The following is a 20,886-nucleotide window of genomic DNA, read 5'->3' as shown; positions in this document are numbered from 1 at the left end:
CGAATGCGAATGGGGCAGAGAGAAATCAGTTGTGCCAACCCTCTGACTCGGGTGTCACGGCGATATGAGCGTCTTGCAGTTTCGCCGTCGCGGAGTCTTGGTCAGCGATCCGGATGGAAATGAATCTGGCGTCTGCAAGGACGTCGAGCGCCTCGGAACAGTCCATGAAGTTTTTTGCCGACAGGTCGCGCTCTGCCGCACAGGAAGCGATCCTGGACGCGAGTTGTGCGGCTCGTTCAATTCCGCCGGTCCGGTCGCAGTTATTCGAAAGATCAAATCGCGTCTGCTCCGTGTATGGTGTCAGGTTATTTTTCCTGATACTTGTCATCCAGTGCGCAATTTTCTGTCGGTAGGTGCCACGTCACCGGAGTCGGCGGTGGTTCCGGTCGTTGAGTGCGGCCGGCGCAGTAGCTCGGTCCTCCCGGGGTGACGCGCCAAAGGCCGCGCGGGACCGGCTGAAAGCGTGGAATGAGACGGCACAGAGCTCGTAATACGATCATGGGCGGGCTTTCTTGAGGCGTCTGCAGGAGATGAGGCCGCAGGCGATGGAGAGCTGCACGTCGTGCAGATTGAGCCATCTTTCCCACCGCACGGCCAGGCGTTTGAACTGGTGAAGCAGGACCAAGGTCTGCTTGACGATTTAGCGAAGCTTGCCCAGGTCCTTGATGTTCAAGGTGCCCTTGCGGGAGATGCGACGGGCCGATGGCTTCGCCCCCACTTTTGTGCAAATGTGGAGCAACGGCCATCTCGCTCGGTCATCATCGCGGCGAAGGAGCGGACGCACGCGGCTAGAGATCTTCAATGGCTGGGGTTACGGCGGTTGGAAGTCGAGGCCGGTCTTGGCGGTGAGTCCTTCGATGAGGCCGGGTCGGTACTGCATCCGTTTGAGCCGGGTCTTCACCAGCGCGGTGAGCTGATCGAGGTTGTGTTTGGTGAGGTTGGCCAGGGACCGTTTCAGGTGTGACCAGATGCCCTCGACCAGGTTGAACTCTGGTGCGTACGGCGGCAGTTGGTAGACGGTCAGCCATAATCGGGCGTCGATCAGCTGCCGCATGGTGCGGCTGACGTGGGTGTTCAGATTGTCCCAGACCAGGACGATCGGGCCGCCGAGTTGCTGGTGTGCGGCGTCGAGCAGGCGGGCGTAGTCGGTCTCGGTGAAGCCCTTGCGCCGCCCCTTCGCCGGGCCGCGGTCAAGATGGATGCGGTAGATCAGCCGGGACCGGCGGCCGGGCCTGGTGCAGATCAGCGCCGCCATCGAGACCCGCTTGGTGCCCGCGGCGGTGACCCGCACGACGGGTGTGTGGCCGCGTCGGCCCCAGGTTCGCCCTTTGGGCGGCCTCAGCCCCTGGCCGGCCTCGTCCTCGAAACAGATCCAGGCGCCCAGGTCCGCCGCCGTCTCTTTACGACGGGCCACTGCTCATCCCTCCAGGCAGCGATCTTCTCCTCATCGCGCTGGGTGGCCTTACGGGAGGGGACCTGCACGCTCCAGCCGATGCGATGCAGCAGCGGTCCAGCCCGGCCAGGGTGTACTCGACGCCGAACCGGCGGCGCACGATCTCGGCGATCCGGGCCAGCGTCCAGCACTGGTCACTCCAGCCAGAGGCGGCCGGGCCAGCATCCAACATCGTCTCCAGAACACGGAGTTGTCCCGCATCGAGCTTGCAGCGGGCGCCGCCGGGCCCCTTGGAGGCCAGGGCCTGCCGCCCCCCTGAAGCTACCGCCCGCCGCCAGCGGTTCGCCGACATCCGGGTCACTCTGAACCGTCGGGCCACCTTCCGGTCACTGGCCCCGGCCTCGATCAGGTCAGCGGCAGCGAGCCGGACTTGCTCACGCCGAGCCCGTTCCTCGGCCGTCAGTCCACCGCCATCGGGATACCTCATTCTCCCGGCATAGCGCGGCCCACGACGACCGTCACGGGTCGTGCCTTGCCCCGTGGTGCAAGTCGTGAGCATCTCGCAGGATCCGGTACAGCACACACTGGCGAAGCGACCCCTCGGGCACGCTCGGATCCTCGAAGTCGTCGGCTGGATCCCGGGTCATGCCGATCCGCCGCATCACTGCCTGGGAACGAAGGTTGTGGACAGTCGTCAACGCCACCAATTCCGGCAGCGCGAGGGCCTCGAAGCCGAAAGCCAGGCAGGCCAGGGCGGCCTCGGTGGCGTAACCGTGACCCCACGTCGAACGCATCAACCGCCAACCGATATCCACCCCCGCGAACGGCATGTCCTCGCCCACCTCGTCCAAGCCGACACGGCCGATGAACTCACCAGTCTCCCGCGCTTCGAGCGCCCACCACCCAAAACCTCGCTCGTCAAACTCCGTCTGCATGAGTGCCACCGCTGCATCGCTTTGCTCCCGCGTCAGCAGTGCTCCCAGGTGTTCTCGGACTTCAGGATCGGCGTTCATAGCCGCCCACGGCCCGAGGTCGGACTCCCGCCACCGGCGGAGCAGAAGACGATCGGTTCGCAGCTCTCGCATGCCACCCAGCCAACCTGATCAAGATCAGGGTGTCGATCGGATATGTCGAACCCTACGGTCCAAGTCCACGCCAGACCCGCTGCACAGATCCTCACGGCCTACACCACCCGCCGGGACACCATCCCGTCACGACCCGAAGTAACCCGCACCATTAAAGATCTCTAGTTCGGGAGACCGGGACAGGAACTTGTTGAGCTTGAGCGCGCTGCTCTCGTTCAGGTTGTCCGGGTGCGAGGTGATCGGCCAGGTGGCCTGACAGGGCGACGGCCTCGGCCGTCTTCGCCTTGATGCGGCGGACCCCGCCGGCCTCGGCTGACAGGATGCCGCACCGGGATCGAGCTGGAAGAAGGTCACCTCCTCTGCCGAAGTGGTCTTCGGGGTGCAGCCGTTGTCCCTGTTCTCCCGCCGTGGGTATGGGGCGTCGTCCGGGACCGGGGCGCCCGGCTGGCCGCGGCGGCGGGCGGCCTCGTGGGTGGATCAGTTCTCACCGACCGTGGTGACGTTCACTTCGTCGCGGTGGAACCGGGCCCAGACCCGGTTGTCGATCAGTTCGTGCGGAACGGAGTAATGGACCCCTTCGACCGAGACCGTGAACTCCCAGTTCACCCGCCGGGAGGTGCAGAACGCTGTGGTGAACGATCTCCTCGGCAGTGGGGGCAGCCGCTGCTGTTCCTTGGCGAGCCGCTCGACCGGCTCACGCCGAGTCGCCCGGTCGGTGCGGGAGTTGACCTCGTCGCAGAACGCGCGGTAGGCCGCCTTCAGCTCGCCGAAGGTCCTGTAGTGCTCGCGCAGGTTGACGTCCCTCTGAACCAGGTCGGCCTTCGCGACGCGGACCGTCGCCTCGGAACCGTCCTTCGTCTCGGGGGTCGTGGGCAAGCAGGTGCGTATGGTCGTGCCGTAGTGTCGGGCGACCTCGACGATCTCCGAGTTGCGGACCGCGATCCCGGCGATGTGATCGGTGGTGACCGTCTTCTCGTTCCGAAGGAACAGGGATTTGCCGCCGAACCTGAGGGCTACACCGCGATCCGTCACCAGCACGAAGTGCCCACCAGCTGTTTCGATCTGGTCAGCACTGTGGCGAATCCGGGCGGTAGCACCGTGGCATTGACGGAGCCCACCGAGGCGGCGCAGTTCCACTGACCGTCGAGGTCCGACTGTCGCCAGCTCATTCGGGGCAGTGTTTTTTGCGATATTCCCGAGGTGGCACACCGTAGGCGGACCGGAAATTCTTGCTGAGCATCGCTGAGTCCGGCATGCCCCAGGCGGCGGCCAGTTCACTTATTTTCTTGTGCCGCAGATCTGGATCGACAAGGTCGTGCGCGAAACCCTCCAGACGCCGGCGTTTTATGTAATGCATGACACTCTCGCCGGTAGGTTCGAACAGCCGGTGCAGCTGCCGCACTGATATGTGATGCTCGGCCGCAAGTGTTGCCGGATCGACCCCGAAAAGGCCGAGCTGCCTTTCGATGGATTCCTTCACATCGGTCAAGAGGGGGACGCTGCCGACGGGGTGGTAGTCGCCCACCTCGGCGTAGGCGATTCTCGCCATGAACATACCGAGAAAGCTAACGATATGCTCCAGGCCGGGACCGAGTTCACCGTCGCTGTTCCAAATTTCCGTGGCCAGAGTTCTGAGGAGGGGAAATAACAGCGATCCCGCCTGTGACTCCTCGGTCCTGCGTACCACGCGGAAGGACCCCCGGTGTGCGGCTGGCATTCTGTCCATCATCTCTCCCACGAAGCGGAGGATGAGCAGGCGCGAGACGCCCGGCGCGTCAAACGAGAAGTCGGCACAGTCATCGGTGACAATCAGCGTGCCCGCATCGATTTCCGTACAACGTCCCTCGTGGACCGTGAATGCGGTACCCGACAGCATGTAAAAGATGACGCATTGTGGCGATGCGATGGGGTCGCTAGAGCAATTCTCGAACCTGATAGCGGCGGGTCCGCAGTCCACGGTCGTCACTTCAAGTCCATCGGCACTAGTGGAATTCATTTCCATGTGCGATATCGGCATGTGTAGATAACTGCCGTAAGAATGCTCGCCGGCAAGGAAGGGAAACTTCTCAGGATTGACCACGGAGGGCCACCCCCCAATGAGCAGGCTCAGCCTGTTTTCTTACTTACTCGCTTACTTACTTTCTTACGTAATCCAACTTTCAAGGAAGTAATCATTTCGATATGCAGCCAATGATATGAAGTCGATTTTCGGCCATCTTTCGGGCCTGCGTGAACGAATTAAATCGGATGGAAAAGTCACCCCATCTCATCGCCCGCATATGGTTACCTCGCGGCAAGTAAACCTGTTGTGAATTAAAAATACCTGAGAGGTTCGCGGCTTTGATGTGGTCGGCGGCGGTGTCGGAATGGGCGTTCCCGGGCCGCAGCAGCCCTACGAACAGCAGGACCTTGCCCAGATCGTGCACCGCTCCGGGGCTTCTGCCGTCGCGTCAGCGTCTGTGGTGTCGCCTGATCCGGTGTACGGGTGAAGGTGGTGGGCGCCTGATGCTATGAGGGTCGTTGGTCGGCACTGTGCTGCCTAGTCGGTGTGCTGCGGCAGGGGGTGGTCGGCGACGGTCTTGGATCCGCGTCGCTGGTCGGGACTGCGGCGATTCCGGGGGCTGTTGGAGCTCTGGCCAAACAGGCCGCACGTGCCAGAGGCGTGAGGGTTCCCGAGTCCACCACCTTCCATCACCTTCCGGCACGGCTGGTGAACTCGCCCGTCACCTGGCCCTCAAGCCTGCTTCAGTGACCGCCCTGGTCGGCCGCCTGGAGGGCGAAGGGGCTCTCCGAAAGGCCCCGCACCCCGAGGACGGCCGGAAGGTGGTGCTGCACTTCAACCAGGAGTTCGCGGCCAGCAACATGCACTACTTCGACGACCTGGTCGGTTCACTTCGGGAGTTGTGCGAGCAGTACACGAACGATCAACTGGAGGTGGTCGCGTCCTTCATGAAGGAGGCGGCACGCCGGCAGTCGGAGGCGACGCGGCGGCTGGCCCGACCCTCGATCGGCGACGGCGGGCGGGATGCCTGATCGGGGTGGCGTGTGTGGGCGTCCTGGGCCTGCCTGTCGTCCTTTTTCGCGATGCGGTGGTCCGGCGGGCTTCGTCGCGCTCCGGTTCCTTCGTTCCGACTTGAACCGGGCGAGGTGCTGGGGCCCGCCGCCAATCCTGTCTTCGGCTTCTCGATCCTGCCCCTGGCGCAGACCGGCCCGGTGTCCCTATGAGCCCTGGCCGAGCGGGCGTTCGCAACGGTGGTCGACGGCACGGTGTCGTTGCCAGTGGCGGCGGCGCCTACGTCGTGGCCGGTGCGGCCCGAGCGCTGTCGGCCGAATGGCTCACCGGTCGGCCCTCCGGGTGGGACCCGGTCCGGGCCGGGCGGAGTGCCTGCCGGTGACGCCGCTCATCGGCCGGAGGCGGGTGCGTGCCAGCCGTTTTCGAGCAGGTCGAAGGCGCGGGTGATGACCTGGCGCGGATCGTCGTGGCCGTGGGCCGCGCGAGGGGCTTCGAGGGCGAAGTGGGCCAAGGCGGCGCAAGTGGGATCGTCCGCCGGCAGGCCGCTCTCCTCGGCGATGGTGCGAGCCAGGGCGTTGGTGTGGCGCAACCACATGGCCTGGACGTAGTCGCGCAGCGCCGGGGTGCTGTTGACCAGGTCGAAGAACGCGGCGAAGTGGGCGTCACCGCCTGTGGCGCCCATGCGGTGGTGCAGTGCGTGTTCGCGCAGTGCCGCGGGGATCGACCGGCCCTGAGGCCGCTCGCGTACCGCGGCGAGCAGGCGTGCCTCCTGTTCGGCGTCCTCGTCGAACACGAGGGCTTCCTTGACCGGGAAGTGCTTGAACAGCGTGGTGGTGGACACGTCGGCGGCGTCCGCGATCTCGCGGATGCCCACATCGTCGTATCCGCGCTCCAGGAACAGATGCAGGGCGGCGTCGGCGATGGCCTGGCGGGTGGCGGCCTTCTTGCGCTCGCGGCGCCCGATCGGTGCCGCCGGGGCCGGGGTGGTGTCTGTGTCGGGCATGCCTACAACCTTACCCTTCGGTTGACCGGATGCAAAAGTGCATCGGTTGCACTTATTTAGTCGGTGTGCTCTTCTGGAGTGGCGGCGTGCGGATCACCGCCCCGCCTCCTTCCCCTCGCGTCCCCTCCTGTCTGAAAGGAGTGATCAGCCATGTCCGCGACTGTTTCTCTCCCCTCCGCCGAGTCGGCCGTACCGAAGAACGTGCGCTGGGTTCTGCTCGGCGTCATGCTCGCGATGCTGCTGTCGATGCTCGACAACATGGTCGTCAGCACCGCGATGCCCACGATCGTCGGCGACCTGGGCGGCCTGGAGCACATCTCCTGGGTCGTGACGGCCTACACGCTCGTTACCGCCGTGACCACCCCGGTGTGGGGCAAGCTCGGCGACCTGGTCGGCCGTAAGAGCACGTATCTGGCGTCGATCGCCGTGTTCGTCGTCGGCTCGGCCCTGTGCGGGGCGGCCCAGTCCATGGGCGAGTTGATCGCCTTCCGTATCGTGCAGGGCGTCGGCGCCGGCGGTATCGGTGCGGGGGCCTTCGCCCTCATCGGTGTGCTGGTGCCGCCGCGGGAGCGCGGCAAGTACCAAGGCATGACCGCCTCCGTCATGGCGATCGGCACCATCGGCGGCCCGCTGCTCGGCGGATTCGTCACCGGCCACTGGGACTGGCGCTGGGCCTTCTACATCAACCTGCCGCTCGGTCTGGTCGCCCTGGTGTGGCTGGCGCTGATGCTGCACATACCCGTCCAGCGCATCAAGGCGAAGTTCGACTGGCTCGGCATCGGTCTGCTGACCATCGCCATCACCTCCGTCGTCCTGGCCGCCACCTGGGCGGGCAGCACCTACGCGTGGGGTTCCTGGCAGATCCTGGCTCTCGGCGCCGCGGCCGTGATCGGGCTGGCCCTGTTCATCCGGGTGGAGCGGTGGGTCGATGAACCGCTGCTGCCGCTGTGCGTGTTCACCAGTCACCGCAACTACCCGCTGGCGATGGCCATGATCCTGGTCGCCGGTGTGGTCATGTTCGGCGGTGGCCTCTACCTGCCGCTGTTCCAGCAGACCGTGCAGGGCGCGTCGGCCACCAACTCCGGGCTGTTGATGCTGCCGATGATGATCCCCGTCGTGATCGTGTCCACCCTCGCCGGCAAGGTCATGTCCGCCACCGGCAGGTACAAGGTCTTCCCCGTCGTCGGCACCGCGTTCCTGACCGTCGGCCTCGGACTGCTGGCCATCATGCACACCGACACCTCGCGCCTCCTGACCGGCCTGTACATGGTGCTCGTCGGCATCGGCCTGGGCTTCACGCTGCAGATGGCCTCGACCATCGCGCAGAACAGCGTCGCGCTGCGGGACATGGGCGCCGCCATGAGCTCGGTCAACCTCTTCCGCACCCTGGGCGGCTCGCTCGGCGTCGCCGTCTTCGGCTCACTGTTCACCCGCGCCACCCGGTCACACCTGCCGGGCACCGGCGGCAGCGACGCGGGCGCGAACGCTCCGCAGAAGCTTCCCGCGGGCGTCAAGGACGCCTACCTCGACGCGGTCGCCGCCGGCACCGGCCACATCTTCCTCACCGGCGCGATCCTGTGCGCCCTCGCCTTCCTCGCCGCGCTGTTCGTCATCGAAGTCCCGCTGAAGGCGGCCGGCGCCCCCGCAACCGCCGACACCACGGGCGACACGGGCAACACGGCAGTCAGCGCCGCGACCTGACACCACCACGCCCCCCCCACACACACGGCGGCACAGCGCCGCGCGAAACGAACGGAGCACCACCATGAGCACCACGACCAACACCACCCCCACCCCCCGCATCGCGATCATCGGCGCTGGCCCCGGCGGCCTGACCTGCGCCCGCATCCTCCAGCGACACGGCATCACCGTCACCGTCCACGACCGCGAGACCGGTCCCGACGTCCGCAACCAGGGCGGCACCCTCGACCTGCACGAGGACAACGGCCAGATCGCCCTGCGCGAAGCCGGCCTGCTGGAGGAGTTCTTCCGGCTGTCCCGCGCCGAGGGCCAGGAGTCGCGCCAGATGGACGCGGCAGGCACGCTCCTCTTCCACCACGTCCCCGAAGAAGGCGAAAGCTTCAAGCCGGAAATCGACCGCGGGCAGTTGCGCGACCTCCTCCTCGACTCGCTCCAGCCCGGCACCGTGCACTGGGGACACACCCTTCGGTCCGTCGACGGCCCCGCAGAAGGGCCCCGCCAACTGCACTTCACCGACGGCACCACGATCGAAGCCGACCTCGTCATCGGCGCCGACGGCGCCTGGTCCAAGGTCCGGGCAGCCATCTCCCCGGCCACCCCCCGCTACAGCGGCGTCAGCTTCCTCGAAGCCTGGTTCGACGACGTCGAGATCCGGCACCCCGACATCGCCGAACTCGTCGGCCAGGGCAGCGCCGCCGCGGCCGACGGCGACCGCGGTCTGTTCGCCCAGCGCAGCAGTGGCGACCACATCCGCGTCTACGCCATTCAGCGCGTCCCCGTCGACTGGATCACCGCCCAGGGCCTGACCGCCCAGGACACCGACGGCATCCGCGCCTTCCTCCTCGACCAGTACCGCGACTGGTCGCCGCGCCTGCGCCGACTGATCGCCGACAACGACGGCCGCTACGTGGACCGCCCCATCCACGCCCTTCCCGTCCCGCACACCTGGGAGCACAACCCCACCGTCACCCTGCTCGGCGACGCCGCCCACCTCATGCCCCCGCTCGGCGTCGGCGTCAACCTCGCCATGCTCGACGCCTGCGAACTCGCCCTCGCCATCGCGAACCACCACAGCATCGACGACGCCGTCCACGCCTACGAGAAGACGATGCTGCCCCGCTCCCAGGAGATGCAGCAGCTCCTCGACAACGGTGCCGAGCAACTGCTGTCCACCGAACTGCCCGACTTCGCCACCGACGACAGCAACTGACCCGCCGAGCCGTCCACTTCACCCTCGCCGTGCCGAGGCTGCCCTCCGACCGGGGGACAGGCTCGGCCCGCGAGTCCGGTGCGGCAACGGTGTTCGCGGGGGACCGGCCCGCGCCCACGGAGCCGTGATGGGAGACCTGCCCCTTCGTCACCTCTCGTCGGGGCCCGACCCGGCCAGCCCCGCACGGAAGGCGACGGCCGCGGCCTCGGTGCGCGTCGCCGCGCCCAGCTTCGTCAGGATGTGGGACACGTGCACACCCGCCGTGCTCGGCGAGATGTGCAGCCGCGCGGCGATCCGCCGGTTGCTCAGCCCTTCGGCGATCAACCGGAGCACCTCAAGCTCACGTTCCGTCAGCCCGTCCTGGGCAGGCCGTGGCCGTAGGAGCCGCGTGATCTGCCGGGCGAGCGGTGCGGCGCGCAGCTCTTCGGCCAACCGGGCGGCCTCCCTGAGGCGGGCCGTCGCGCCGGGCCGGTCGCCCGCGGCCAGTCGCCCGCGGCCAGCAGGGTGTGCGCGCCGTGGAACAGGCACAGCGCCAGCTCGTACGGCTGCCGCAGTCGGCGCCAGGAGTCCACCGCGTGGTCCCAGCCGTCGTCCTCGATCAGCGCCCGGAGCATGGTCCGCCAGGCCCGGTCGAGTACCCCGTCGACGCCCAGCGCGGCGTCGACCGCGGCGAGTTGGGCCTGCCTGGCAGTGACCCGTTCCCGCAGTTCCCGGCCGGCGCGTGCGGACAGCCGGGACCGCTGCACCAGGGCGTCGGCGACCAGGACCGGCCGGGCGTCGCAGCTGTGGATCCGGGTGAGCGCCGGGTCGGTCAGCGCCCGGTCCAGGAGCAGGTCGGCCCGCTCGGGGTCGCCCTGGGCGACGGCGAGCAGGCACAGCAACTGATGGCGGGGGAACAGGCTTCCACTGCCGGAGCTCTCCGTGGCCGCCGTGGCCTCGGCAGCCGCCGCCAAGTCACCGCGCAGCAGCGACAGCTGGCCGACGAGGGTACGCAGAGCCCGCCGCGACTGGGGTGGCGCGTCCGCCCGGAGGCCCTCTTCCAGCACGGCGGTCGCCTCGTCCCACCGCCCGGCCAGGATCAGGCCGCTTCCCGCGTAGCGGGCGAGTTCGGCCCCACGGCTGCGGCCGAGACCGTACCGGCGGGCGAGGCGGATCCCGTCGCCCGCGACCTCGACGGTGCGATGGTGGTCGCGCGCCCTGGTGTGCAGCATGGCCTCGTACATGGGCACGGTCATCAACAGGTCGCTGCTGTCGAGCCGTTCGGCGAGCGCGCGGGCCTCGGTCAGCATTCCGAAGTCGCCGGTCATCGATCCGACGCTCAGCAGCCCGCGAACGGTGACCGTGGCGTCACCGGTGGCCCGGCCGATGGCAAGCGCCTCCTGGAACGGCGCGCGGGCCCGGTCCACCTCGGGCAGAAGACCCATCGCCAGCACGCCGAGCAGCCGACCCCGCTGGGAACTGCCGGGAGGAAGCAGTTCCACGGCACGTTCCCAGTCGGTGACATCGGTGGTGTCCAGCCGGTGCCGAAGCCTGCCCCGGTGCTCAAGGAGCAGGCCGGCCCGCTCGGGGTCGCGCCGCTCGTCCACCGTCGCCAGCCCGGCGGTGGCGTGCTCGATGCCGCGGGCGGAGTCGCCGCTGAGCATGCATGCCTCGGCGGCGTCAGTCAGCACACCGACCAGGTCGGTGCCAGGACACTTCAACAAGATCGTGTTACGGGCTTTAAGGGCCTCGCGGAGAGCCGCAAAGCGAAGCTCATCACCGCCGCGCGCGACGGTGAGCCGTTCGACCCGAAGACGGGACTGCCGACGTCGGAGCTGCGCGCGCTGCGCCAGCGGACCACGTGGTATGAGGTGGCCCGGGAGTACATGGACGCTCGCTGGGAGCGCACTCCAGGAAACACTCGACGCACGCTGGTCGAGGCGCGCGTCGCCCGCATGGCACAAGGCTCAACGTCGCCGGTGCCAACATCAGGGCCACCCGTTCCACCGCTTGGCTCGCGGGGCGGATGTGGACCGGCCGCGGGCTGTCCGAGGGGTAGCGAAGAACGGTGCCAGAATGCGGTCGAAGGGGCAGCGCGCCTACCGGGGACCATGTGAGGATCTGGCGGTGGGGACTATACCGATAGACCGTGAGTCCTGGCCGGAGGACGGCAGGGTCGGTCGGATCACCGCAGGCGAGTACGAGGGGTCGTATCTGCTGCTCGCAGCCGAGATCAATGACTCCTGGGCGTTCTACATCAGCGAGGACCCAAGAAGCACAGCGGTTGACCAGCTCAGGGCCGATGACTTCTGGGGCCGCGGACGAGGACACGCCTCAACTGATCGAGGAGATGGCGGTCGTCTGGGCGGACGAGTCGCAGGACGCGGCGTTGGAGAAGGAGATCTTCGACATCCGCAGCGACTGGCACAAACGGCGCCGTGGAAACGCCGTGATCCGATCGGTCTTCGGCTCTCGGGAACAGCGCGACTGACTGACACGCAGGGGCACCGACCGGAGCGATCCTCCGGGCGGTGCCCCTGCATACCGTGACCGCCGACGACGGCGTCGTCGCGGTCGCTGCCGACGCAGGACGTGCCGAGTTCGTAACTGCCCTTGGGCAGCGACGCCTTGCTGCCGGCACCACCACCGAGCTGGTCGCGGCCACCCGCAGCGACCGACCATCCGGCCGGACGGCTGACCGACATCGTCAGCAACGCGGAACTGGTGGGACGCACTGGAACGACCGGTCAGCCCAGGAAGCGGCCGACCGCGGCGAAGGCGGCGAGCAGCAGCAGGAGCACGTTGGCGGGCAACGGTCGGCGTTCGTTGCGGACCAGGTGCACCCGGAGCGCGCCGATCTGCACGACGCCCAGACCGGTCGCGGCTATTGGGGTGAGGATCGGGGCGATCCCGGTCAGCCAGGGCAGGATCACGCCGAGCGCGCCGAGGATCTCCACCAGGCCGACCGCCTTCACCGCGGTGTCCGACGAGTCCTTCATCCAGTCGAAGTTGCCCGACGCGACCAACTGCTCGCGCGGCCGTACGACCTTGAGCCCGCCCGCGGCGAGGTAGACCAGTGCGAGCAGGCCCTGGACGGTCCACAGTGCGACGTTCACCGTATTCCCCAATCGTTGGCACTTGTGCGTGGCCTGATGGTCTGTGCGCATGGGGTCGGCCACAAAAGGCACATCGATGTATGTGTCCAGGAAGGAGGTTCAGGTATGGCGAAGGTCACACGCAAGGCCGACAGCCCGCTGCGGATCCGGGACGGCGGCGCGGTCCGCGAGGTACTGGACCGGATCGGCGACAAGTGGAGCCTGCTGGTGATCGGCACCCTGCGTGCCGACCCGCTGCGGTTCGGTGAGCTGGAGCAGGCCGTTGCCGGCATCTCGCAGCGGATGCTGACGCTCACGCTCAAAAACCTGGTCGAGGACGGTCTGCTCGTGCGCACCGCCTACGCCGAGGTACCGCCTCGGGTCGAGTACGAGTTGACCGAGTTGGGCCGCACGCTGGTGCCGCTGGTGATGGCGCTCGCCGAGTGGGCGATGGCCAACCACGAGCACATCAATGCCAATCGTAGGTCCTGTAAGTAGTCCTTGATCCGATCTCCAAGTGGCTTGCGCCGCAGCACGTTTGTGGCGGCGATGACGACTTCGGACAGTGGATGCGGCAGCTCTGCGTCCAGTTCACGGGCGGACGCCTCCGTCGCCTGCCAGGACTGCTCCGGCCCCGGCAACAGTGCCTGCGCTCGGTCGCGGACGCGCCATCGTGACTGTGGCCGGACCGAGAGACCACAGTCCGTTTGTAGTCCCTCTATGAACGCGGACCCCCAGACCACTCAACAACTTCACATTGCCGGCGGAAAGGAAGACCGCACCTCGCGGAGCTGCCATGCTCGCAACCCCCGAAGGAGGTGGCTGTGACCTCGACCGCGGAAACCCTGGGATTACCCGCGCCCGTCGCGCGTACAACGGCGGCACGTCTTGCGGACCTCGCCGCCCGACAGGAGCGAGCCCTCGCGGGTGGCTCCGCGTCAGCCGTCGCCCGGCAGACGGCCCGGGGCCGGCTCACGGCCCGTGAACGCGTCGCCCGATTGCTGGACCGGGGATCCTTCGTCGAGACCGGCGCGCTGGTACGCGCCCGCAGCGGCCCCGATGACGCGGCGTACGGCGACGGTGTGGTCACTGGCTCAGGCACCGTCGGCGGGCGCCCGGTGTGTGTCTTCGCGCAGGACGCCACCGTCTACGGCGGCAGCATGGGCGAGGCGTGCGGGGAGAAGGTCGTCAGCACGATGGACCTGGCCCTGAAGACAGGGTGCCCCATCATCGGCCTCAACGATTCCGGTGGCGCCCGCATCCAGGAGGGCGTCTCCTCGCTCGCGCTCTACGCCGAACTGGCCCACCGCAACGTCCAGGCCTCGGGGGTCATCCCGCAGATCTCCGTGATCATGGGCCCGTGCGCGGGCGGTGCCGCCTATTCGCCGGCCATGACCGACTTCACCGTGATGGTCGACGGCACCTCGCACATGTTCGTCACCGGCCCGGACGTCATCGAGGCCGTGACGGGGGAGCGTACGACGGCCGAGGAGCTTGGTGGTGCTCGCGCCAGCAGCTCCGGGAACGGCAACGCCCACTTCCTCGCCGAGGACGAGGACGACGCCCTGGACCTCGTCCGGGTCCTGCTCGGCTACCTTCCGGCGAACAACCGCGACAGCCCGCCCGAGTACGCCTTGACACCCCGCACCCTCGAACCCACCCCCGACGACCTGCGCCTGGACGGTCTCATCCCCGACCGGCCCGAGACGGCGTACGACATGCGCGAGATCCTGCGCACGGTCGTCGACGACGGTGAACTGCTCCAGGTGCACGAGCTGTTCGCGCCCAACATCCTCTGCGCGCTGGCCCGGATCGAGGGCCGTTCCGTCGGCGTCGTCGCCAACCAGCCGCTGCACAGCGCCGGTGCGCTCGACATCGACGCCTCCGAGAAGGCCGCGCGGTTCGTGCGGTTCTGCGACGCGTTCGGCATCCCGCTGCTGACCTTCGCCGACGTTCCCGGCTACCTCTCGGGGACTCAACAAGAACAGACGGGGATCATCCGGCGCGGCGCCAAGCTGCTGTACGCCTACGCCGAGGCCACCGTCCCCAAGGTCACCGTCGTGGTCCGCAAGGCCTACGGCGGCGGATACGCGGTCATGGGCTCCAAGCACCTGGGAGCCGATGTCAACCTCGCCTGGCCCAGCGCCAGGATCGCCGTGATGGGGTCCGAGGGCGCGGTCACCGTCCTGCACCGCCGTGAACTCGCCGCGGCGGCCGCGGTCGGCGAGCGGACCGCGGCGGACCTGAGGGCGAAGCTCGTGGCGGAGTACGAGACGGCCTGGGCCACCCCCTACGCGGCCGCCGCGCGCGGCTACATCGACGCCGTCATCGCACCGAGCACCACCCGGGCGCACATCACCCGGGCCCTGCACACACTGCGCACCAAACGTGCCGCCGTCCCCGACCGGCGACACGGCAACATCCCGCTGTGAGTGACGCGAAGCCCTGACCGCATCGCTCCGGACGGGGACACCACTTGTGACGTGAGGAGTTCCCCCATGCCCGCGCACGCCCTTCCGCACGCCCCCGGCACAACCTCAGCAGCGCCGGACCGCCCGACCACGCTCCCCGCCTACCTCGCGCACTGGGCCCAACACGCCCCCATCCGACCGGCGTTCACCTTCGTCGACCACTCTTCGTCCGGGTTACGGGGCAGCCACCGCACCCTCACCTGGCAGCGCGTCGACGTACGGACCCGGGCGGTCGCCGCCCGGCTCGCGGACACCGTGGCCCCCGGCGAACGCGTCGCCGTTCTCTGTCCCCAGGGCACCGAATACGTCATCGGCTTTCTCGCCGCGCTGACCGCCGGCACCGTCGCCGTACCGATGTTCACCCCCGATCTGCCCGGACACGGCGACCGCCTGGCCGGAGTCCTGGACGACGCGCAGCCCTCGGCCGTACTCACCACCAGCGCCGCGGCCGAGACCGTAGGCACCTTCTTGGACGCGCACGGCCTGCGTCACCGGCTGATCGTCACGGACTTCGTCTCCGACGACCAGGCCGACGCGTGGCAGCCTCCCGCTCTGGACGAACAGTCGACCGCCTACCTCCAGTACAGCTCCGGATCGACCCGGTTCCCCACCGGCGTTGAGATCTCGCACGCGAACGTCGTCGCCAACGCCGGCCAGGCGCTCACCGCGTACGGCGCCGACGACCGCCGTCTCACCATGGTCGGCTGGCTGCCGCTCTACCACGACATGGGACTGGTGCTCAGCGTCGCCACTCCCGTCGTGCGCGGACTGCTGTCCGTCCTGATGGATCCCCTCGCCTTCCTCCAACGGCCCGCCCGCTGGCTGCAGTTGCTGTCCGAGCACCCCAACGCCCTCAGCGCGGCACCGAACTTCGCGTACGACTACTGCGCGGCCGTCGTCGCCGAGGAGGACAAGGCCGGGTTACGGCTGGACCGGATCGCCGCGCTCATCAACGGCAGTGAACCCGTGCGGCCCGAAACCGCCGATCGGTTCGGCGCGGCCTTCGCCGGACAGGGCCTTTCGGCCGACGTCCACTGCCCGTCCTACGGTCTCGCCGAAGCCACCGTCTTCGTCAGCGCCCACCGGCCCGGACAGCCGCTGCGCCGATACGCCCTGGACCGCGAGGCACTGGCGGCAGGCAAGGCCCTGCCCGTCCCACCCGATGACCCCGCCGCGGTTCTGCTCGCCGCCTGCGGTGAACCCGTCGGCCAGGCGGTACGCATCGTCGACCCCGCCACCGCCACCGTCCTGCCCGCGGGGGAGGTGGGCGAGATCTGGGTGCAGGGACCCAACATCGGGCGTGGCTACCTGGAGCGCGGCCCGCAGACCCGCAAGACCTTCCAGGCCCGACTCGCGCACACTCCCGGCCCCTGGCTGCGCACCGGCGACCTCGGCACGGTCCTCGACGGTCAACTCCTCGTCACCGGGCGCCTGAAGGACCTGATCATCGTCGACGGACGCAACCACTACCCGCAGGACATCGAGAACACCGCACAAGCTGCCCACCTGGCGATACGCCCCGACCGTCTGGCGGCCTTCGCGGTGCCCGCCGGGCACGTCCCCGGCGCCGGGGCCACCATCGCGGCGGAGGGCGCCGTGATCGTCGCGGAGCATGTACGCGGTCTGGACGCACCGGCCCGTGACCCCAAGGAGGTCGCCACCGCCGTGCGCGCCGCCGTCTCCGCCCGGCACGGCCTGCGACTGGCCGACGTGCTGCTCCTCCCACCCGGCACAGTGCCCCGCACCTCCAGCGGCAAGATCTCCCGCACGCTGACCCGCGCGCGCTTCCTCGACGGTTCCTACGACCGCCCCGAGGGAGGCACGGAATGAGCGCGATCCCGGCCGACTCCGCCGACCTGCGGCGCCTGGTCGTCGAACGGATCGCCCACTGGTCCGGGGTTCCCGAGGCGGACATCGCCGTGGACCGGCCGCTGGCCGAGCTCGGGATGTCCTCCCGCGACGCGGTCGTGGTCGCCGCGGAGCTCTCCCACGCACTCGGCCGGGAACTGCCCCCGACCCTGCTGTGGGAGACGTCCACCGTCGACGGTCTGGTCGCTCTGCTCAGTAACAGCCTGGAGCCCGTCCCGGAGACCGCGTTCGTTCCCCGGGAGATTGCCGTCGACGACGACGAACCGGTCGCCGTGGTCGGCGTCGGCTGTCGCCTCCCCGGCGGTGTGCGCGGACCCGGTGACTACTGGCGGCTGCTCGTCGAGGGCGCCGACGCCATAGGCCGGGTGCCCGAGGGACGCTGGCGGGACTTCGCCACGCAGGTCCCGCCGGACGCCAACATCTGGGGCGGATACCTCGACGACACCACCCTCACCGGGTTCGACTCCACCTTCTTCCACATCTCCCCGCGCGAGGCCGACGCGATGGACCCGCAGCAGCGCATGCTGCTGGAAGTCACCCAGGAAGCCCTCGATCACGCGGCCATCCCCGCCGCGTCTCTGGCGGGAACCGCGACCGGCGTCTTCGTCGGCATCTCGGCCCACGACTACGGCCACCTCACCGGCGCCGACCCGGCGACCGTCGACCCCTGGGCGACCACCGGAGCCGCCACCTCGGTCTCGGCGGGCAGGCTCAGCTACGTGTACGACCTGCGCGGCCCGAGCATCGCCGTCGACACCGCCTGCTCCTCCTCACTCGTCGCCGTCCACCAGGCCTGCACCGCATTGCGCGGCGGCGAATGCGACACGGCACTTGTCGCCGGGACCAACGTGCTGCTCTCACCCGCCGTCACCGTCGCGTTCGGCCGCGCCGGAGCCCTGGCGCCCGACGGCCGCTGCAAACCGTTCTCCCAGTCCGCCGACGGCATCGGCCGTGCCGAGGGCTGCGCCGTGGTGGTGCTCAAGCGGTTCAGCGACGCGCTGCGCGACGACGACCGGGTCCTCGCCGTCATCACGGCCACCACCGTCAACTCCGACGGCCGCTCCAACGGCCTCATGGCACCCAACCCGACGGCCCAGCGCGCTCTCCTCGAAGCGGCCTATGCGCGAGCCGGCCTCGATCCGGCGACCGTGGACTACGTCGAGGCGCACGGCACCGGCACGCCCCTCGGCGACCCCATCGAAGCGGGTGCGCTGGCCGACATACTGGGTCGCGATCGCCACCCGGACCAGCCGCTGTTACTCGGCTCGGTCAAGAGCAACCTCGGCCACCTGGAGGCAGCCGCCGGAGTCGCAGGGCTGGTCAAAACAGTCCTCGCACTCCACCACGGCATCATCCCCGGCTCGTTGCACTGCGCCCGGCCCGCCCTCGACGACGAGCGACTGCGGGTGGTCACCGAACCCGAACCCTGGCCCCGCTACGGCGGAACCGCGACCGCCGGAGTCTCCGCCTTCGGCTTCGGCGGCACCAACGCGCACGCCGTACTGGAGGAGTGGCAGCCCAGCCGGCTTGCCGAGCGCGCCATCAACACCCACGGTTCCATCGGCCTGTTGCAGCTCAGCGACGCCGACCCGGCCCGGGTCCGGGACACCGCCGCCGGACTCGCCGACTGGCTCGACACACCCGCCGGGAGCGCCGCCCGGCTCCAGGACATCGGGCGCACACTCGGCGGACGCACCGGCCGCGGCCCCGCCCGCGCGGCCGTCGTCGCCCACGACCGCAACGCCCTCACCACCGCACTGCGCGCGCTGGCGGCCGGCCACCCCCACCCGCGCGTCAGCACCGGCGACCGGGACCGACTCGCCCCCGGCCCGGTCTGGGTCTTCTCCGGCTACGGCACCCAGTGGGCCGCGATGGGACGTCAACTCCTCGTCCGCGAGCCCGCGTTCGCCGCCGCCGTGGAGAAACTGGAACCGGTGCTCGCCGCCGCGTGCGGCATCTCCCTGTACGAACTCCTCGACGACTGCACGGACGACGACCTACGACAGGTGGAGACCACCCAACCTCTCCTCTACGGAACCCAGTTGGCACTCGCCGAACTCTGGCGCTCCTACGGCGTCGAACCCGCCGCCGTCATCGGACACTCCATGGGCGAGGTCGCGGCGGCCGTCGTCGCCGGGGCGCTCGACCCCGCCGACGGCGCCCGCGTCATCGCCGTACGGTCCCGGCTCCTCGCCACACTGAGCGGCGGATCGATGGCCGTCGTGGACCTGACCGACGACGAACTCGGCGACCTGGAACGGGAGTTCCCCGGTGTGCACCTCGCCGTGGACTCGTCGCCCGCACAGAAGATCGTCACCGGCGAGGCAGCCGCCGTCGCGCGGTTCGTCGAGCATCTCGCCGCGCAAGGCCGCGAAACCCGCACCATGCCCGTCCGGGGCGCCGGGCACTCGCCCCAGGTCGAACCGCTGCTGCCCGAACTGACCGCCGCCCTCGGCGGGATCGGCGGCCGGAGCGGCGGCACCGTCCGGGTCTACTCCACCGTCCACGACGACCCGACCCGACCGTGTGTCTTCGACGCCGGGCACTGGGCGGAGAACCTGCGCCGTCCGGTCCGGCTCGCCGGTGCGCTGGCCGCCGCCGCGGTCGACGGGCACACCGCGTTCATCGAGATCTCCCCGCACCCCGTGCTCCTGCACGCCCTCGCCGAGACCCTGCCCGACGCCCTCCACCTGCCCACCCTGCGCAGAGGCAACGAACCCGCCCTCACCTTCCGCCTCCAACTGGCCGCCCTGTACGCCGCAGGCCACCCCCTCCCGACCCGCCTCCTCCACCCGCACGGCGAGGTCATCGACGTCCCCCTCCCGACCTGGCGCCACACCCGCCACTGGTGGACGGCCGAGCAGCCTCTCCCGGACGGCGGGCGCGGACTCCCTGAACTGCCGTCCGGGCCAGTCCCGTTGGCCGTCGACGGCACTGTCACCGAGCGGCTCATCCGCCATATCGCCGCCGTCGCAGGCCACTTGCCGGAGCGGATCACCCCCGACACCCCGCTCACCGACCTCGGCCTCGACTCGCTCATGATCGTCCGCCTGCGCGCAGCCGTAGAGCGCGAGTTCGGCGCCGCGCCCTCGACGCGCGACCTGATGCGGGCCGACACCGTCCAGTCGGCCGCCGACGCGATCACCCACGCCGCACACCACGATCAGTCGGAACTCCGGTCCCCGCCCGCTGCGATCGTGTCCGTCCGGGCCGGCCGACGCGTGCCGTATCCCTTGCGTGCGCTGCGCCCGGCAGGCGACCGCCCTCCGCTGATCCTGGCCCACGCGGCTGGCGGTACCCCGGACGTCTACCGGCCGCTCGCCGGGCTGTTGGCACCGGACATGCCGGTGTACGGGCTGGACCGTGTCGAGGAGGCGGACACCGTCGCCGAGAAGGCGAGGCTGTGCGCGGAGGCGATCCGGAAGGCGTGGCCCGACGGTCGCTACTGGATCGGCGGATGGTCGTTCGGCGGGTTCGTCGCCCAGGAGACCGCCCGGCTGCTTGCCGCCGAGTTCGCACCCCCTGAGGCGGTGGTGCTCATCGACGCCGTACGTCCGCTGCCCCGACCGCTCGGACGGACGGCATGGGACGTGGCGCGAGAGCACTTCGAGGGATTCGCCGCGTACGCCTCCCGCACCTACGACGTACAACTAGAGCTGCCCTACTTGGAGTTGGCCGGTCTCGACGACCGGGGCCGGATCGACCTGGTACTGGAGACTCTGAGTTCGGTCGCAGACATCCCGCCCGCCGCGCTCCGTCACCAGCGCGCCTCCTACCTGGACCTGCGGACCGGCGAGGCGCACACCCCCTGGTCCTACGACGGCCGGGTGATCCTCTACCGCGCCACCGAGCCCGCCCCGCACACGGTGCGCGACCCGGCGTACGAGCGCACGGACGACGCCCTCGGCTGGGACGAGTTGTGCCCGGACCTGGAGGTCGTCCGCATCCCCGGACACCACCTGTCGCTCCTCGACCCGCCGCACGCCCAGGCGATCGCCGATCACCTCAACCGGGTGCTCGGCTGAACACCCAGCTCCCCGACGTCACTTCACAAGGAGCCGCCCGCC

General features: G+C 69.2%; 16 protein-coding genes and 2 pseudogenes. 9 read left to right on the top strand and 9 right to left on the bottom strand.

All coding sequences use genetic code 11. The features are described from left to right. Positions 1-811: 811 nt before the first annotated feature. From OG588_RS06635 to OG588_RS06620, 4 genes and pseudogenes are all read right to left on the bottom strand, one after another. Positions 812-1,414 (bottom strand): transposase, encoded by a 603-nt coding sequence (locus OG588_RS06635; RefSeq protein WP_405946470.1) that lies wholly within the window; start codon positions 1,412-1,414, stop codon positions 812-814. Next, positions 1,339-1,880, bottom strand: a pseudogene (locus tag OG588_RS06630) (winged helix-turn-helix domain-containing protein). Before OG588_RS06630 ends, OG588_RS06635 begins: the two are co-directional and overlap by 76 nt. Positions 1,881-1,911: 31 nt before the next feature. Beyond that, positions 1,912-2,478: a GNAT family N-acetyltransferase gene (locus tag OG588_RS06625; RefSeq protein WP_405946469.1), complete on the bottom strand. Its 567-nt coding sequence runs from the start codon at positions 2,476-2,478 to the stop codon at positions 1,912-1,914. 253 nt (positions 2,479-2,731) lie between these two features. Next, positions 2,732-3,486 (bottom strand): annotated as a pseudogene (locus OG588_RS06620) (Mu transposase domain-containing protein); the annotation flags it as partial. Between OG588_RS06620 and OG588_RS06615 the strand changes: the two are divergent. Next, positions 3,379-3,618, top strand: coding sequence for a hypothetical protein (locus OG588_RS06615; protein WP_405953413.1), 240 nt, complete (start codon positions 3,379-3,381; stop codon positions 3,616-3,618). The pseudogene OG588_RS06620 and the gene OG588_RS06615 sit on opposite strands and share 108 nt — an antisense overlap. A 25-nt stretch (positions 3,619-3,643) precedes the next feature. Here OG588_RS06615 and OG588_RS06610 read toward each other — a convergent pair whose 3' ends face one another. Beyond that, positions 3,644-4,558, bottom strand: coding sequence for a helix-turn-helix domain-containing protein (locus OG588_RS06610; RefSeq protein WP_405946468.1), 915 nt, complete (start codon positions 4,556-4,558; stop codon positions 3,644-3,646). Between the two features lie 452 nt (positions 4,559-5,010). Here OG588_RS06610 and OG588_RS06605 point away from each other — a divergent pair, with 452 nt between their 5' ends. Then, a complete protein-coding gene (locus OG588_RS06605; RefSeq protein WP_405953063.1) occupies positions 5,011-5,511 on the top strand; it encodes a MarR family transcriptional regulator in 501 nt (166 codons plus the stop codon). 368 nt (positions 5,512-5,879) lie between these two features. Here the strand turns inward: OG588_RS06605 and OG588_RS06600 are convergent, their stop codons facing one another. Next, positions 5,880-6,494 (bottom strand): TetR/AcrR family transcriptional regulator, encoded by a 615-nt coding sequence (locus tag OG588_RS06600; RefSeq protein WP_405946467.1) that lies wholly within the window; start codon positions 6,492-6,494, stop codon positions 5,880-5,882. 150 nt (positions 6,495-6,644) lie between these two features. Between OG588_RS06600 and OG588_RS06595 the strand changes: the two genes are divergently transcribed. Continuing rightward, entirely contained in the window at positions 6,645-8,195 is a 1,551-nt protein-coding gene (locus OG588_RS06595) for an MDR family MFS transporter (protein ID WP_405946466.1), read from the top strand. Positions 8,196-8,259: 64 nt separating this feature from the next. Then, positions 8,260-9,405, top strand: coding sequence for an FAD-dependent oxidoreductase (locus OG588_RS06590; RefSeq protein ID WP_405946465.1), 1,146 nt, complete (start codon positions 8,260-8,262; stop codon positions 9,403-9,405). Between the two features lie 147 nt (positions 9,406-9,552). On the opposite strand, the gene OG588_RS06585 is transcribed toward OG588_RS06590, so the two are convergent. Then, positions 9,553-9,729: a response regulator transcription factor gene (locus OG588_RS06585; RefSeq protein ID WP_405946464.1), complete on the bottom strand. Its 177-nt coding sequence runs from the start codon at positions 9,727-9,729 to the stop codon at positions 9,553-9,555. A gap of 26 nt (positions 9,730-9,755) precedes the next feature. Continuing rightward, positions 9,756-11,105, bottom strand: coding sequence for a hypothetical protein (locus OG588_RS06580; RefSeq protein ID WP_405946463.1), 1,350 nt, complete (start codon positions 11,103-11,105; stop codon positions 9,756-9,758). Positions 11,106-11,686: 581 nt separating this feature from the next. Here OG588_RS06580 and OG588_RS06575 point away from each other — a divergent pair. After that, positions 11,687-11,875 carry a hypothetical protein gene (locus OG588_RS06575; RefSeq protein WP_405946462.1) on the top strand — a complete coding sequence of 63 codons (189 nt, stop codon included), beginning with the start codon at positions 11,687-11,689 and terminating at the stop codon, positions 11,873-11,875. A 256-nt stretch (positions 11,876-12,131) separates the two neighbouring features. On the opposite strand, the gene OG588_RS06570 is transcribed toward OG588_RS06575, so the two are convergent. Beyond that, positions 12,132-12,500 carry a DoxX family protein gene (locus OG588_RS06570; protein ID WP_405946461.1) on the bottom strand — a complete coding sequence of 123 codons (369 nt, stop codon included), beginning with the start codon at positions 12,498-12,500 and terminating at the stop codon, positions 12,132-12,134. A gap of 105 nt (positions 12,501-12,605) precedes the next feature. On the opposite strand from OG588_RS06570, the gene OG588_RS06565 reads away from it, so the two are divergent. The 4 genes from OG588_RS06565 (at position 12,606) to OG588_RS06550 (ending at position 20,844) form a co-directional block, all read left to right on the top strand. Then, positions 12,606-12,977: a winged helix-turn-helix transcriptional regulator gene (locus OG588_RS06565; RefSeq protein WP_405946460.1), complete on the top strand. Its 372-nt coding sequence runs from the start codon at positions 12,606-12,608 to the stop codon at positions 12,975-12,977. A gap of 326 nt (positions 12,978-13,303) precedes the next feature. After that, positions 13,304-14,911: an acyl-CoA carboxylase subunit beta gene (locus OG588_RS06560; protein WP_405946459.1), complete on the top strand. Its 1,608-nt coding sequence runs from the start codon at positions 13,304-13,306 to the stop codon at positions 14,909-14,911. A 66-nt stretch (positions 14,912-14,977) separates the two neighbouring features. Then, positions 14,978-16,780 (top strand): fatty acyl-AMP ligase, encoded by a 1,803-nt coding sequence (locus OG588_RS06555; protein ID WP_405946458.1) that lies wholly within the window; start codon positions 14,978-14,980, stop codon positions 16,778-16,780. Further along, positions 16,777-20,844 (top strand): beta-ketoacyl synthase N-terminal-like domain-containing protein, encoded by a 4,068-nt coding sequence (locus OG588_RS06550; protein WP_405946457.1) that lies wholly within the window; start codon positions 16,777-16,779, stop codon positions 20,842-20,844. The genes OG588_RS06555 and OG588_RS06550 overlap by 4 nt, the downstream gene beginning before the upstream one ends. Positions 20,845-20,886 lie beyond the last annotated feature (42 nt).

It is taken from the genome of Streptomyces prunicolor, assembly GCF_045162825.1.
In the GTDB taxonomy this organism is placed as follows: Bacteria; Actinomycetota; Actinomycetes; order Streptomycetales; family Streptomycetaceae; genus Streptomyces; species Streptomyces prunicolor.
This window is presented reverse-complemented; position numbering and strand designations above follow the sequence as displayed.

Bases quoted from the DNA above. Each gene is read 5' to 3' on its own strand.
- OG588_RS06625 (WP_405946469.1), bottom strand. From the start codon at position 2,478: ATGCGAGAGCTGCGAACCGATCGTCTTCTGCTCCGCCGGTGGCGGGAG.
- OG588_RS06575 (WP_405946462.1), top strand. From the start codon at position 11,687: ATGACTTCTGGGGCCGCGGACGAGGACACGCCTCAACTGATCGAGGAG.
- OG588_RS06600 (WP_405946467.1), bottom strand. From the start codon at position 6,494: ATGCCCGACACAGACACCACCCCGGCCCCGGCGGCACCGATCGGGCGC.
- OG588_RS06590 (WP_405946465.1), top strand. From the start codon at position 8,260: ATGAGCACCACGACCAACACCACCCCCACCCCCCGCATCGCGATCATC.
- OG588_RS06565 (WP_405946460.1), top strand. From the start codon at position 12,606: ATGGCGAAGGTCACACGCAAGGCCGACAGCCCGCTGCGGATCCGGGAC.
- OG588_RS06550 (WP_405946457.1), top strand. From the start codon at position 16,777: ATGAGCGCGATCCCGGCCGACTCCGCCGACCTGCGGCGCCTGGTCGTC.
- OG588_RS06555 (WP_405946458.1), top strand. From the start codon at position 14,978: ATGCCCGCGCACGCCCTTCCGCACGCCCCCGGCACAACCTCAGCAGCG.
- OG588_RS06595 (WP_405946466.1), top strand. From the start codon at position 6,645: ATGTCCGCGACTGTTTCTCTCCCCTCCGCCGAGTCGGCCGTACCGAAG.